We start from the raw sequence: 14,381 nt of genomic DNA, 5'->3' as shown, positions 1-14,381 counted from the left end.
AAGATAAAGAGGTGTCGGAAATGGAGAATACCAACCATACATTAAAAGATGTCCAAAAACGTGTTGATCAATACATATCTCAATTTAAAGAAGGATACTTTTCTCCACTTGCATTAATGGCAAGGTTATCTGAGGAAACAGGAGAACTGGCCAGAGAAATTAATCACTATCATGGTGAGAAACCGAAGAAAGCAACGGAAAAAGAAAATACAGTGGAAGAAGAAGCCGGCGATATGATTTTTGTATTAGCCTGTTTAGCAAATTCACTGGAATTCGATTTATCGGACTCCTTTGAGAAATCGATGCAAAAATTTGAAACAAGAGATAAAAATCGCTGGACAAGAAAAGAGGAGGAAGATAGCCATGGCAATTAAAATTATCGTAGCAGGTCCAAGAGGCAGAATGGGAAAAGAAGCTGTTCAAATGATTTATGGAGTAAACGATTTTGAATTGACAGCTTGTTTAGATCATAAAAATGATGGAAAAAAATTAAGTGATATAGAAGGGTTCCAGGATGATTTTAATGCACCGGTATACACAGATATCGAAAAGTGCTTTACAGAGCAGCAGGCGGATGTATTTGTCGATTTAACGACACCTGAATTCGGCTATAAACATACGAAAGCGGCACTTAATCATGGAATTCGCCCGGTGGTGGGAACAACCGGGTATACCAGTGAACAATTAGAGGAATTAAAGCAATTGGCAAAAGATAAAAAAACCGGCTGTATCATTGCACCCAATTTCGCTATTGGCGCTGTTTTAATGATGAAATTTGCAAAAATGGCAGCTGCATACTTCCCGGATGTAGAAATTATTGAAAAGCATCATGATCAGAAACTGGATGCTCCATCAGGCACTGCAAAGAAAACAGCAGAGCTTATTCAGGAGGTCAGAAAATCGAAAAAACAGGGTCATCCGGATGAAGAGGAAACAATCCAGGGGGTCCGCGGGGGAGACTTTAATGGCATGCGGATTCACAGTATGCGGCTTCCCGGCCTGGTAGCACATCAGGAGGTTGTTTTTGGCGGCCCCGGTCAAACATTAACGATACAGCATGATTCCATGAATCGTGCATCCTTTATGGACGGTATAAAAGAATGCGTCTATCAGGTGATGGATTTAGATGAGCTTATCTATGGTTTAGAAAACGTCTTATAGAGAAACATGAGAGGGAGAGAATCATCATGAATGTCGCTTTAATTGCACACGATAAGAAAAAAGAAGATATGGTACAGTTCACAACAGCCTATACGCATGTACTGAAGGATCATCAATTATTTGCTACAGGAACAACAGGAAGCCGGATTATGGAAGCGACAGGACTTCCGGTTCACCGCTTCCAGTCGGGCCCGTTAGGCGGCGATCAGCAAATTGGCAGCATGATTGCCGAAAATAGAATGGATATGGTTATATTCTTCCGAGATCCATTAACCGCACAGCCGCATGAGCCTGATATCAGCGCTTTAATGCGTTTATGTGATGTTTATCAAATTCCTTTAGCGACAAATATTGCCGGAGGGGAAATTTTTATGCACGGATTAAATCGCGGCGATTTTCACTGGAGAGAAATTGTGAAGGAAGAAGGGGAATTGTGAAAAAAATAGGAATTACATGCTATCCGACAATTGGCGGTTCAGGGGTAATCGCGACAGAACTGGGAAAGAAATTAGCAGAGCGAGGGCATGAAATACATTTCATTACCTCCAGCATGCCTTTTCGTTTAGAAAAAGTGTATGTCAATGTATATTATCATCAGGTGGAGATAAGCCATTACCCGGTATTTCAATACCCGCCCTATGACTTAGCACTGGCTGCAAAAATGGCAGAGGTGATTGACCGTGAGAAGCTGGATATTCTTCATGTTCATTATGCCATGCCACATGCCATTTGCGGTATTTTAGCGAGAGATATGGCAAAGCATCCGGTAAAAATTGTCACAACCCTGCATGGTACTGATATTACAATTTTGGGCATCGATAACACATTAAAGCCCATCATCCGTCATGGTATTGAGCAATCTGATGCAGTTACGGCTGTTTCGGAAAGCCTTCGGAAGCAAACGGTTGAAATGCTGGATATAAAGAAGGAAATGGATGTTATTTATAACTTTATTAATGAAAATGAGTATTATCCAAGGGAGGTAACAGAGCTGCGCAATCAATATCAGATAAATGAATCTGATAAAATTATGATTCATATTTCCAACTTCCGAAGGGTGAAACGGGTACAGGATGTTATTGACACGTTTAAAATAGTCAATGAAAGTATCCCTTCCAAATTATTACTGATAGGCGACGGCCCCGAATTTTCGGATATGTCACTACATGTTAATGAATTAGGATTAGAGAAAGAAGTTCAATTTCTTGGGAAGCAAAATAATGTCAGTGATATTTTATCAATGGCTGATTTAATGCTGCTTATGTCTGAAAAGGAGAGCTTCGGGTTAGTATTATTAGAAGCGATGGCTTGTGGAGTACCTGGCATCGGTACAAATGTAGGGGGTATCCCTGAAGTATTGACGCATGATGAGACAGGGTATATCGTCGAGCTTGGAGATGTGCAGCAAGCAGCGGATTATGCTGTACAATTGCTGTCTAATACAGAAAAACAGGAACAGTTTTCTGAAGCTGCAATAGAGCATGTACGTGATTGTTTTTCATCTGATAAAATCGTGAATCAATATGAAAAGTTATACGATCAGGTTCTTGAAGAGGGAAAGAGGGACTAAGAGATATGTTACCATTAGTATTTCAAAAGGCGGCAGAAGTTATATCTATCATAGAAAAACATCAATTCGAGGCATACTTTGTCGGCGGCTGTGTACGTGATTATATTATAGACCGCCCCATTCACGATGTAGATATCGCAACGTCTGCTACTCCTGCAGAAATTCAGGAAATCTTTCCAAAAGTAATTCCGGTGGGACTGGAGCATGGTACAGTTATCGTCAGGCACCAGCAGGAATCCTTTGAAGTGACCACTTACCGGACTGATGGAGCGTATACTGACCATCGCCGGCCGGATAAGGTTCATTTTGTCCGGAATATCGAAGAAGATCTCAGACGCAGGGATTTTACTATGAATGCAATTGCTATGAATGCAAAGGGAGAAATTCTGGACTCTTTTGAAGGGAGAAAAGATATTTCCCAAAACAGGATTCAAACTGTCGGGAAAGCTGCAGACCGTTTTGAAGAGGATGCTTTACGGATTATCCGCGCGCTGCGTTTTTCCAGTCAGTTAGGCTTTTCCATTGAAGACGAGACAAAAGAGGCAATGGGAAAATATAAGGCATTTATAGATAAACTGGCAGTGGAACGGCTAACCGTTGAATTAGAAAAACTGTTTGCTGGTGTTTTTTATCCGAAAGCAGTGGAATCCATTTTTGAATTAGAGCTGTATCATTATCTGCCTATTTTTAAAGATGTACCTCTGCTTCTCAAACAAATAGAGCCTGTTTCTTCTCTTGCACCTGTTTTTGCATTTGTTGAGCTGAAAAGCCCCTGCATCACCGCAGCAGATTGTGTAAAAGCATATAAATGTTCGAATCAATTAAAGCAGCAGGCCAATACGCTTGCAGAAGCATATCACCGCTATAAGCAGCATGGAATAGATGCTTGGTTTGTTTATCAGCTGCCCAAAGAGCAATGGAATTTTTTTGTATACTTAGTACAACTGGCAGATAATGAAATAATAAACATACAAGAGCTCCGTATTGTGCAAGAGCAGCTCCCTGTTTTATCGAAAAAAGAGCTGTGCCTGAATGGACATGATTTAATGAAATGGTTCCCTGAACGCCCTAAAGGAAAATGGATAAAGGAACTGTTAAATGAAATAGAATATCAAATTGTTACCTCTAAGCTGGCGAATGAAAAATCGAAAGTAAAGGACTGGATACAATGGAATCAACCCGATCAAGATTGATAAAGCTTTTATCGGAAAATAAGGCGGGCTATATCTCCGGTCAAGCGCTCTCTGAGCAATTAGGCATTTCCCGGAATGCGATTTGGAAGCATATGAAAGATTTAGAAAGTGACGGTTACACGATTGACGCCATACGGAGCAAGGGCTACCGGATTATTTCATTTCCGGATAAAGTCAGCAGTAACACTATACGATGGGGACTGGAAACGAAATGGCTGGGGCATCATATTATTCACAAAGAATCAATACCGTCCACACAATTAATTGGACACGAAGCTGCCCGTGAAAATGCTCCTGATGGTACAATAATAATTGCTGAAGAACAGACAGCCGGCAGAGGGAGAATGAAAAAGAATTGGTTTTCGGATAAAGAAGGTCTATGGACTACTATTCTGCTCAGACCGCCTATTCCTCCAAACAAAGCCTCAGAGCTGACGCTGTTAACAGCGGTAGCGTTAAGGGAAGCATTAAATCAGTTAACAGATCTATCTATCGGCATTAAATGGCCTAACGATTTATTAATTGGTGATAAGAAGCTCTGCGGTATTTTAACTGAAATGCAAGGAGAGCAGGACCGGATTAACTATGTTTTAATCGGCTTCGGTTTAAATGTGAATCAGGATGAAGCAAGCTGGGACGCGTCCATTCGGAATATTGCGACCTCATTAAAAATTGAATCTGGGAAAGAATGGGATAAGAAAGAAGTCATTCAAGCCATTTTAACGTATTTTGAACATACATATGAGATGTATTTAAAGGATGGATTTGAAGGCATTAAATCCAAATGGGAAGAGAATGCTTTTAAAATAGGTGAAAATATTAAAATCAAAACATTTCATGATGAGTGGACAGGACGTTTTTTAGGGATTTCAGACGAAGGAGCTTTAATTGCAGAAGCAGCTGATGGCAGTCCTGTGACGCTTTATTCCGCAGAGATTTCATGGTTCGACAGGTAGAAAAAATTACAAAAAGAATGGAGGTGATCTTCTGAGATATGTTGTGATTGATTTAGAAACAACCGGGAACTCCCCGGCAAAGTCAGGTAAAATTATTGAAATAGGTATGGTTGTGATTGAAAATGATGAGATAAAGGAAACAAAAACAACTCTGTTCAATCCAAATCAGCCGATACCTCCATTTATTTCTAACTTAACAGGAATTCATAATGAAGAAGTAAAGGACGCTCCGTTATTTATTGATAAAGCAGAAAAAATTGTCCATCTTTTACAAGACAGTTACATTATTGCACATAACGCAAATTTTGATGTTGGGTTTCTTAATATGGAATTGGCAGCCAATGGCTATCCTGAATTAAAAAATCCAGTTCTGGATACAGTAGAGCTGTCCAGAATATTATTTCCGACTATATCCAGCTATAAATTAAGTCACTTAGCAGAGCATTTTGACCTGCATCATGATGACCCGCACCGAGCTTTGTCTGATGCTTACGTAACAGCAAAATTATTTTTTAAGTTAAAAGAGAAATTAGACCATCTCCCGTATGAAACCTTGGATAAGCTGAAAAATCTAGAAGATAAATTACAATCGGATTTAGCTGTTATACTTGATAACCGCTTAGAAGAATTAGCATTCCGGGAGCATCCGGACAATCAAATAAAGCATTACCAGGGCCTTGCATTCCGTATGTCTGAGAAAGGGACAAAAACTGTATCTCAAATAGATAAATCATTCGGGGAGTACTTAGACGATATTTATCAGGAACAGGGCGCTCTTTCAAAAGCTTTTTCTTCTTATGAGCCAAGAGAAGGTCAGCGGCAAATGTCTGAAACGATTTTTGATGCCTTTTCTGCTAAAAAACATGCTTTTATCGAGGCGGGGACAGGAACAGGTAAATCCTTAGCTTATTTATTGCCAGCTGTTTATCAGGCTATTACGAATAAAGAACGCCTCATTATCAGCACTTATACAACACAATTGCAAAGCCAGCTGCTTGAGGAGGAAATGCCTTTGTTAAAAAAGGTGATTGACGTTCCTCTCCAGGTTGCATTGATGAAAGGGAAAAATCATTATTTAAATCTGGAAAAGTTTCTTTATGAGCTCGATTATGGCTCAAAGGATAATTATGATTTTGTTTTAACAAAAGCGATATTGCTCGTATGGATTACGGAGACAGAGACCGGAGATATTGATGAAATCCAATTACCGGCAGGAGGCTATATCTTCTTCCAGAAGGTTTCTGCTGATGTAGAAAAGACAATTAATCCGAAATCTCCCTGGTTCCATCATTCCTATTATCAATTAGCCAGACGGAGGGCTCAAAAAGCAGATATTATCATTACAAACCACGCATTACTGTGTACAGATATGTTTAATGACTATGCTTTTTTACCAGGCTATCAAAAGGTTATTATTGATGAAGCGCACCATTTTGAAGAAACGGCTTCGCATCATTACGGCCTCAAATTGGATTATATACAGATGCAATTCACATGTAACTATTTAGGAACTGCCGATGAGGATAAACAGTTCAGTACAGTTCTGAAAACTTCTGATATAAGTCAAAAAGATGAATTGACCGATAACTGGAATGCAGCTATCAAAGAAGCCAAATATGATATTGACGAGCTTTTTCAACTCATTGAACGTTTTGTAAGGGCACAGCAGAAAAATGATAAAGCAACAAGTGATCTAGGAAGAGTACAATACCGTATCAAGTCGGAAACATATCAGCAGGATACGTGGCAGCTGGCGCAGGATATTGCAGCCCGCCTGCGGATGCATTTTCGGAAACTCTTAGATGTTCTGTCCCGGTTAGTGAATGAGTATTCCCTGGATATTGGAGACGAAAAGCAATTTCTTGAAGATATCGGACAAATGCAGGATGTATTAGAAAAATATATAGACGACTTAAAAGTGATGTTTCAAGAGCAAAATGAAGTAGAGCTGATTAAATGGATAGAAGTTGATTTAAAAGGAAAGCACCACAGCGTGTTTCTATATAGTGAGCCTTCGAACATTGCACCAATATTGGCTGATGACTTCTTCTCTAAAAAGGAAAGTGTTATTTTTACAAGTGCAACATTAACAATGGGAAGTTCATTTAAATTTATGAAGGAAAGGCTTGGAGTATCTGAACAGAATCTGTTAACAGAGCAGATAGCTTCCCCATTCCACTATGATAAACAGGTGCAGCTATTAATACCGACAGACTTTCCGAATATTAGATATGGAAATATTGATGATTTTGTCTATGCAGTTTGTGAGGCGATATTATCATTAGCAGAGGTAACTTCAGGCAGAATGCTCGTCTTATTTACTTCTTACGATATGCTGAGAAAGGCTAATGATTTGTTAAAGGAAATGATGACAGAGCAGCAATACATCATCATTGCTCAAGGTGTGACCAGCGGCAGCCGCAGCAGGCTGAAAAAGAATTTCCAATCTTATGATCAGGCAATACTTCTTGGAACCAGTTCCTTCTGGGAGGGAGTAGATATACCTGGAGAAGATTTATCAGCGCTTGTAATGGTCAGATTGCCATTTCAGCCGCCGAATCATCCAGTATTTGAAGCAAAGTCCCACCAGCTGAAGGAAGAGGGAAGAAATCCGTTTATGGATTTATCCTTACCGCAGGCGGTTATTAAATTTAAACAGGGATTCGGACGGCTGATCCGTTCCTCAAATGATAGAGGAATCGTATTTATTTGCGATGGACGAATCAAAACTGCAAAATATGGAAAATACTTTTTGGAGTCTATCCCAGAGGTACCTGTTCACTATGAAACAACACGTTATTTGATGAGTCATGCAGAAAATTGGTTTCATCAATAGCTGAAGGGCATCTATAATCAGACATCATGTTTTTAACGGTATCTGTTTACAGAAACCGTACATCTAGGTATAGTAAATGATGAAAGAAAGATAATCTTATAAGAAACGGATGGAATGAAATGAGGGAATCAAATAACAGATGGGTATTATGGACACTTATTATCATTACTCTCCTCTTGCTTGCAGGAATAGGCTATAGTATTTATTTATATCAAGTCATCAATGATGGCCGTAATGCAGGATTTGATGATACAAAAAATCAAATAGAAAATCAGACCTCTTATCACAATGTTCATTCGATACAAGGCTACTATGGAGAGAATAACTACCATGTATTCTATGCAAGTAATGAGGACAATGAGGAGCGGTTAATCTTTCTGCCCTTAGAAGGAGAAGAACGCGAATTAATTGTTATTAATACAGAGGATATGATGAGTGAAGAAGCTATTTTAGACGCTTGGTCATCCAGCTGTGATTCATGTAAGTTTGCTGATATCAGTCCTGCATACGAAGATGGACAGGCTCTGTGGGAGATTACGTACCATGATAAAGATAACAGGTTTGTCATGGATTATTATTCTATTGATGGACAGAGTTTAGAGGAAAGATACTCATACAATAAAATGTTTCCATAAGCAGAGAAGGGTTTATACCAAAGGGATTAGTTAAGAAGGTTACCCATATTAGAACCATTATCCATTTTAGCTGTATTTCCTAAAAGCAGCTAAAAGAGTGCAACATTTTGTAGAAAAGTATTAATTTAAGTGGAGGATTTAAAGATGAAGATAACAATTCAAGAAGCACCGAAACATGTAAACGAGGAGGTAACAATCGGCGGCTGGCTGGCAAACAAGCGCTCAAGCGGTAAAATTGCCTTTTTACAGCTTCGTGATGGTACTGGATTTATGCAGGGAGTTGTTGTAAAGAGTGATGTTTCTGAGGAAGTATTTTCAGAAGCAAAAAACCTGACCCAGGAAACATCTCTATACGTTACCGGAAAAGTTGTAGAGGATACACGGTCTGATTTCGGCTATGAAATGCAGGTAAGTCATCTGGAAGTAATTCATACAGCAACCGATTATCCGATTACACCCAAAAATCATGGCACAGAATTTTTAATGGATCACCGCCACCTGTGGCTCCGATCTAAAAAACAGCATGCTGTTATGAAAATTCGTAATGAAATTATCCGTGCTACGTATGAATTCTTTAATACCAATGGTTTTGTAAAGGTAGACCCGCCAATTTTAACTGGTGCATCTGCTGAAGGCACAACCGAGCTTTTCCATACGAAATATTTCGATGAAGAAGCATATCTGTCGCAAAGCGGACAGCTTTATATGGAAGCTGCAGCCATGGCATTAGGAAAAGTATTCTCATTTGGTCCTACTTTCCGTGCTGAAAAATCTAAAACAAGAAGACACCTTATTGAATTCTGGATGATTGAACCGGAGATGGCATTTATGGATCATGAGGACAGCTTAAAGGTACAGGAAAACTATGTAAGCTTCATCGTTCAATCTGTATTGGAGAACTGTGCTTTAGAGCTTAAAGCATTAGAAAGAGATACATCCAAGCTTGAAAATATCAAAGCTCCATTCCCGCGGATCAGCTATGATAAAGCTGTAGAATTCTTAAAAGAAAAAGGCTTCGATGATATTGAGTGGGGAGAAGATTTCGGTGCACCACATGAGACGGCAATTGCTGAAAGCTTTGACAAGCCTGTTTTCATTACAAATTATCCGAAAGACATCAAAGCATTCTATATGAAGCCGGACCCTGAACGTTCCGATGTTGTTCTTTGTGCCGATTTAATTGCTCCGGAAGGTTATGGAGAGATTATTGGCGGGTCACAGCGGATTGATGATTTAGAATTAATGGAGCAGCGCTATAAAGAGCATGGACTTACCGGACCAGCTTATGAATGGTACTTGGAGCTGCGTAAATACGGCAGTGTTCCTCACAGCGGATTTGGGTTAGGCCTGGAAAGAACTGTAGCCTGGCTATCAGGCGTGGAGCATGTTCGTGAAACTATTCCGTTCCCAAGACTGCTAAATCGTTTATATCCTTAAGAGGATAAACGTATTTAAAGAATGACAGCTTCAAGCTTTTTATTTTAGCGTTTGGAGCTGTATATAACTATTTTTTGATAAACAGTTATCAATATAGCGTGTTTATATATTATTTCATGATTTTCTCTAAATCCCTTGCTTTTTAAGCGGGGGTTTCCTTTCGTAGTTAAGAAAAAATGCTATACTGTTATCTGAGGTGCTGGAAATGACAAAAAAAAATTATCAAGATATTATTCAGGATCAAATGCCTGTCTCCAAAAAGCTGCTTACCACCTATTACAAGTTAGGTCTTCATGAAACAGAACTTATTTTACTTTTACAGCTTTCCCGCTTTGCAGATGAAGGCAATCATTTTCCTACTCCCTTTGAACTGGCACAGTCCGGAAGCTTTTCTGAAGAACAGGCAGCCGGCATGCTGCGAAAATTAGTGCAAAAAGGGTTTCTGTCTATCGAAAAAAATAATTCTCAACAAACACCAATCAGTGAATCCTACTCTTTGGAACCTCTGCTGGAAAAGTTGTACGAGGAAGATGCTGCTGCAATAACAAGAGATGAAGAAAATATAGGAAATATCTTTATCTTGTTTGAACAGGAATTTGGCAGGCTTTTGTCACCCTTTGAAATAGAAACTATTAACAGCTGGCTGGATCAGGACGATATAGAACCTTCCTTGATAAAAGCAGGGCTGCGCGAATCTGTACTTATGGGCAAACTGAACTTTAAATACATCGACCGTATTCTAAGAGAATGGAAGAAAAAAGGGATTCATACGGTGCAGGATGCCAGAAAAGCAAGCCAGCAATTTCATCAGGGCAGGTCTAATGATAATACGAATACTACAAATACACGCCCTAAAAGAGACACATCCTTTTATTACAATTGGCTGGAAGGAGAGTAAGATTATGCTGAACAACACACAAATCAGACATTGTTTAGATGTCATGGCAGAAATGTTTCCGGACGCAGAGGGAGAGCTTGTCCATTCCAATCCATTTGAATTAGTAATCGCTGTCCTGCTGTCTGCCCAATGTACAGATAAACTGGTTAACAAAGTAACCGCGGATTTATTTAAAAAGTACAAGACACCGGAGGATTATCTTGCTGTTCCCTTGGAAGAGGTGGAAAACGATATTCGTTCTATCGGGCTGTACCGCTCTAAAGCAAAAAATATCCAAAAGCTTTGCCGTACATTAATCGATGACTATAATGGAGAAGTTCCGCAGACGAAAGAGGAGCTGGTTAAACTGGCCGGGGTCGGCAGGAAAACAGCAAACGTTGTCGCTTCCGTTGCATTTAATGAACCCGCAATTGCTGTGGATACACACGTTGAACGTGTATCGAAGCGGTTAGGAATATGCAGGTGGAAGGATAGCGTTACAGAAGTAGAAAATACGCTGATGCGTAAAGTGCCGAGAGATGAGTGGAGTGTGACACATCATCGGATGATTTTCTTTGGACGCTACCATTGTAAAGCAAGAAATCCTAATTGTCCGGAGTGCCCATTATTGGATATCTGCCGGGAAGGAAAAAAACGGATGAGGAAAACAGGTTAAAATGTTTTACCTAAAAAATTATATAATAGCTTCATAACAAAAAAACAATCCTGCCAATTAAGGCAGGATTGTTTTTTTGTTATTCGTTATTTGACTCTTCGTCTTGCCCCTGGTCAGAAGGGGATTCGTCAGGAGTTTCCTCCTCCGAATTTGAGCCGCTATCTTCTTCCTGTTCATTTTGTTCCTGAGTTTCGCTCTCATTGCTCTCGGAATCATTATTATTTTCTTCCGTTGAGTCAATGTTTTGATCCGTGTCCTCGGATGAATCCGAATCGGAGCCAGAATCAGATTCGTCGCCATTTGGTTCTTCTTCCTCAGGAGGCTCTTCCTCTTCAGATTCCTCTTCCTCTTCTTCAGCTTCGGAGACGGTCACGCTTGTTGACGCTGAAGGACCTCGAATATCACTGTCTTCCTCACTGATTGGTGTAACAGTAATATTGTAATCTCCCGGTGTAACTCCACTTACACTGATATTTTCCGATCCGACATTTTCAGTTTCGCCATTCACACTTACTTCAAAGCTGGCTGATGGTCCATCATAGCTCCATGAAACATTAATCGTTTCGTCGCCATCAAACTCAGCAGATAGTCCGGAAACTCCCGGTATCTCTTCTTCCTCGTCATCTTCACCAGGAACCTTGACAGTTGTTGTAGCAGGGTCACTGGTTAGTGATCCTCTTTCAGCAACAACCTGAATCGTATATTCAGCACCTTCTTCAACATCTGAAATCTCCATCGATGTATCACTAGTAGAAGAGAGGGATTGCATGCTGCCGCCATCAATGCTGGCACTTACATCAAAGCTGACATCTTCATCTGAATCAGTATCATAATCCCAGGATACTTCAATGGAATTATCATCTTCATTATAGCTTGCAGAAAGACCACTTACTGCATCTAATTCTTCATAGCGCTCCGAAACCTTCGTCGGCTCTGTGCCTTTCACAAACAGTTCCGTGATTTTGTTTTCACTTGGAGTACTGTCACTGGCTAAAGCAGCAGGGTTCGTTCCTTTCTCAACAGTAACATCTACAACAGAGTCAGGGCGGGTAAAGTCTGCCGTTTCGACTCCTTCAGATAAATGTCCCATCGTGTTGCGGAACATTTGCTGGGAAAGGGTAGTATCCTGCAATGGAATACGCCTTGTTTTATCTTTTCCGGTGTCAGGATCTTGATAGACTTCATAGCCTCCAGTCCAGGCTGCAACGGTGTAATTAGTTGTATAACCTACAAACCAGGCATCCGGGCTTCCCTCCTGCTTATCCATTGTAGTTGTTCCTGTTTTACCGGCAACATCTAAGCCTGGAACAGCTGCATTGGTACCTGTACCAGAGCTCACAACTGATTTTAGCATGTCAGTTACCATATAAGCAGTATAATCTTCCATGACTTTTTCTGAATCCGGCGTTAAATCAACTACCCGGCCATCAGGAAACTCTACTTTGGTTACTGCATAAGGCTCTGCATATTCCCCTTCATTACCGAATGCTCTGTATGCACCTGCCATTTGCAGCGGGGTAACCTGTGTATCTGTGCCGCCGATTGCATCACGTACATCTAGAGAATCTCTGTCAAACTTAATCCCCAGCCTCTCAGCAAATTCCTTCGAGTTTTCCCGGCCGACTTCTTCCATTAATTTGACCGCCGGAACGTTCAGGGATTGCTGTAATGCATATCGGGCTGTTACCCAGCCATTATAGCTTCTGCCGGCATTTCTGATTGGGTTGGAGCCTTCAATTTCATAAGGACCATCATCATCGAGCTGATGGTAGGTGGACATCTGGTTATACTCAATCGCCGGACCGTAAGACATAAATGGTTTTACTGTGGAACCGGCTTGTGTATTTCCGTTTGTCGCATAATTAAAACCGACTTCATTATTCAGGTTACCGCCAATTGCCTGAATTGCTCCAGTCTGTGTATCCAGAACAACCATGGCTGCCTGTGTATTATCCGGGTAACTGATTGGAGATTCTTCCTCTGAAAGCATGCTTTCCACATATGGCTGTGCATCCGGATCAAGGGTTGTATATACTTTTAATCCATCTGAATCAAGATTGACATCATCCAATTTTTCTTCAATTTCACTGCGAACCTGGTTAACAAAAGCATCATAAGGCGTCGGATCAGGACGGCTTTCATTTAATAGGGAAGCAACATCAACACTTCTTGCTTCATCAGCCTCCGCCTCAGTAATTTTTCCGTGACGCACCATCAGGTTTAATACCGTGTTCATCCGTTCTTCCGTTAATTCCGGATTTTCAAACGGATTATAGGCAGTTGGACGCTGTGGTAATCCGGCTAAAATAGCAGCCTCCGGCAAGGTAAGATCATTTAAATCTTCTTTTCCAAAATATGTTTTTGCTGCTTGAGCCACACCGTAAGAATTCGAGCCGTAGAAAATACTGTTTAAGTACATTTCCATGATTTCTTCCTTACTGTATTCTCTTTCCAGCTTCATAGCCATCCACATTTCCTGGACTTTAAGGCTTATCTTTTTCTCATTGCTTAAAAATGAGCGCTCGACTACTTGTTGTGTGATTGTACTTGCACCCTGCGAGCCGAAACCGCCTGTAAAGTTGGCCCGGACTGCTCCGCCAATACGCTTAAGATCTATCCCGTTATGATCAAAAAATCGGACGTCCTCCGTAGCTGTAACGGCATCAATAAGTAAATCCGGCAGCTCCTCAAATTTTACCTGTGTCCTTTTTTCATCTGAACTGAAATCTCCAAATTGATCGCCATTTTCATCATAAAGAGCAGATGAAAAAGGGATGTTCAGCTTGTCTTCCTCAATTTTAGGTGCTGTAGCAATCCAATACGCACCGACAGCAGCACCGCCCAAAAATAAAATCAGAATTAATAAAAGGGCTACCTTGATAATTTTCTTCCAAATAGGCTGTTTCTTTTTCTTCTTTGTTTTTTTACCTTGCTGCTTTCTTCTGGCAGCTCTTGACTGGCTATTTTGATCGGCCATTTTTTATACCTCCATATCTATAGGTAGAGCTTATCAACTACAGATAAAAAATCAACCTTTTTC

General features: G+C 40.4%; 12 protein-coding genes. 11 read left to right on the top strand and 1 reads right to left on the bottom strand.

Features of this window, described 5'->3' with window-relative positions; all coding sequences use genetic code 11:
• Positions 1–20: 20 nt before the first annotated feature.
• The 11 genes from BN1068_RS11585 (at position 21) to nth (ending at position 11,341) form a co-directional block, all read left to right on the top strand.
• Positions 21–374: a nucleotide pyrophosphohydrolase gene (locus BN1068_RS11585; protein WP_077603015.1), complete on the top strand. Its 354-nt coding sequence runs from the start codon at positions 21–23 to the stop codon at positions 372–374.
• A complete protein-coding gene (gene dapB, locus BN1068_RS11580) occupies positions 364–1,161 on the top strand; it encodes a 4-hydroxy-tetrahydrodipicolinate reductase (RefSeq protein ID WP_077603014.1) in 798 nt (265 codons plus the stop codon). The genes BN1068_RS11585 and dapB overlap by 11 nt, the downstream gene beginning before the upstream one ends.
• A gap of 26 nt (positions 1,162–1,187) precedes the next feature.
• The gene (gene mgsA, locus BN1068_RS11575) at positions 1,188–1,598 is read left to right on the top strand and encodes a methylglyoxal synthase (protein ID WP_077603013.1); all 411 of its coding nucleotides are present in this window, start codon (positions 1,188–1,190) and stop codon (positions 1,596–1,598) included.
• Positions 1,595–2,731, top strand: coding sequence for an N-acetyl-alpha-D-glucosaminyl L-malate synthase BshA (gene bshA / locus BN1068_RS11570; protein WP_077603012.1), 1,137 nt, complete (start codon positions 1,595–1,597; stop codon positions 2,729–2,731). Before mgsA ends, bshA begins: the two co-directional genes overlap by 4 nt.
• Before the next feature lie 5 nt (positions 2,732–2,736).
• On the top strand, positions 2,737–3,924 hold the full coding sequence (locus BN1068_RS11565) for a CCA tRNA nucleotidyltransferase (RefSeq protein ID WP_077603011.1): 1,188 nt from the start codon (positions 2,737–2,739) through the stop codon (positions 3,922–3,924).
• On the top strand, positions 3,900–4,880 hold the full coding sequence (locus BN1068_RS11560; RefSeq protein WP_077603010.1) for a biotin--[acetyl-CoA-carboxylase] ligase: 981 nt from the start codon (positions 3,900–3,902) through the stop codon (positions 4,878–4,880). The genes BN1068_RS11565 and BN1068_RS11560 overlap by 25 nt, the downstream gene beginning before the upstream one ends.
• 43 nt (positions 4,881–4,923) lie before the next feature.
• The gene (gene dinG, locus BN1068_RS11555) at positions 4,924–7,716 is read left to right on the top strand and encodes an ATP-dependent DNA helicase DinG (protein ID WP_254846764.1); all 2,793 of its coding nucleotides are present in this window, start codon (positions 4,924–4,926) and stop codon (positions 7,714–7,716) included.
• Positions 7,717–7,835: 119 nt separating this feature from the next.
• Positions 7,836–8,351, top strand: a complete 516-nt coding sequence (locus tag BN1068_RS11550; protein ID WP_077603008.1) for a hypothetical protein — start codon at positions 7,836–7,838, stop codon at positions 8,349–8,351.
• A gap of 144 nt (positions 8,352–8,495) precedes the next feature.
• Positions 8,496–9,788 (top strand): asparagine--tRNA ligase, encoded by a 1,293-nt coding sequence (gene asnS, locus BN1068_RS11545; RefSeq protein ID WP_077603007.1) that lies wholly within the window; start codon positions 8,496–8,498, stop codon positions 9,786–9,788.
• A 205-nt stretch (positions 9,789–9,993) separates the two neighbouring features.
• Positions 9,994–10,686, top strand: coding sequence for a DnaD domain-containing protein (locus tag BN1068_RS11540; protein ID WP_077603006.1), 693 nt, complete (start codon positions 9,994–9,996; stop codon positions 10,684–10,686).
• A 4-nt stretch (positions 10,687–10,690) separates the two neighbouring features.
• Positions 10,691–11,341: an endonuclease III gene (nth, locus tag BN1068_RS11535; RefSeq protein ID WP_077603005.1), complete on the top strand. Its 651-nt coding sequence runs from the start codon at positions 10,691–10,693 to the stop codon at positions 11,339–11,341.
• A gap of 79 nt (positions 11,342–11,420) precedes the next feature.
• Here the strand turns inward: nth and BN1068_RS11530 are convergent, their stop codons facing one another.
• Entirely contained in the window at positions 11,421–14,318 is a 2,898-nt protein-coding gene (locus BN1068_RS11530; protein ID WP_077603004.1) for a transglycosylase domain-containing protein, read from the bottom strand.
• Positions 14,319–14,381 lie beyond the last annotated feature (63 nt).

Origin of the sequence: Oceanobacillus sojae, assembly GCF_900162665.1 — a bacterium.
GTDB classification, from domain to species: Bacteria; Bacillota; Bacilli; order Bacillales; family Amphibacillaceae; genus Oceanobacillus; species Oceanobacillus sojae_A.
This window is presented reverse-complemented; position numbering and strand designations above follow the sequence as displayed.

Excerpts from the sequence above, each read along its gene's own strand:
- dapB (WP_077603014.1), top strand. The coding sequence starts at position 364 with ATGGCAATTAAAATTATCGTAGCAGGTCCAAGAGGCAGAATGGGAAAA.
- nth (WP_077603005.1), top strand. The coding sequence starts at position 10,691 with ATGCTGAACAACACACAAATCAGACATTGTTTAGATGTCATGGCAGAA.
- mgsA (WP_077603013.1), top strand. The coding sequence starts at position 1,188 with ATGAATGTCGCTTTAATTGCACACGATAAGAAAAAAGAAGATATGGTA.
- BN1068_RS11540 (WP_077603006.1), top strand. The coding sequence starts at position 9,994 with ATGACAAAAAAAAATTATCAAGATATTATTCAGGATCAAATGCCTGTC.
- BN1068_RS11530 (WP_077603004.1), bottom strand. The coding sequence starts at position 14,318 with ATGGCCGATCAAAATAGCCAGTCAAGAGCTGCCAGAAGAAAGCAGCAA.
- BN1068_RS11565 (WP_077603011.1), top strand. The coding sequence starts at position 2,737 with ATGTTACCATTAGTATTTCAAAAGGCGGCAGAAGTTATATCTATCATA.
- asnS (WP_077603007.1), top strand. The coding sequence starts at position 8,496 with ATGAAGATAACAATTCAAGAAGCACCGAAACATGTAAACGAGGAGGTA.
- BN1068_RS11560 (WP_077603010.1), top strand. The coding sequence starts at position 3,900 with ATGGAATCAACCCGATCAAGATTGATAAAGCTTTTATCGGAAAATAAG.
- BN1068_RS11585 (WP_077603015.1), top strand. The coding sequence starts at position 21 with ATGGAGAATACCAACCATACATTAAAAGATGTCCAAAAACGTGTTGAT.
- BN1068_RS11550 (WP_077603008.1), top strand. The coding sequence starts at position 7,836 with ATGAGGGAATCAAATAACAGATGGGTATTATGGACACTTATTATCATT.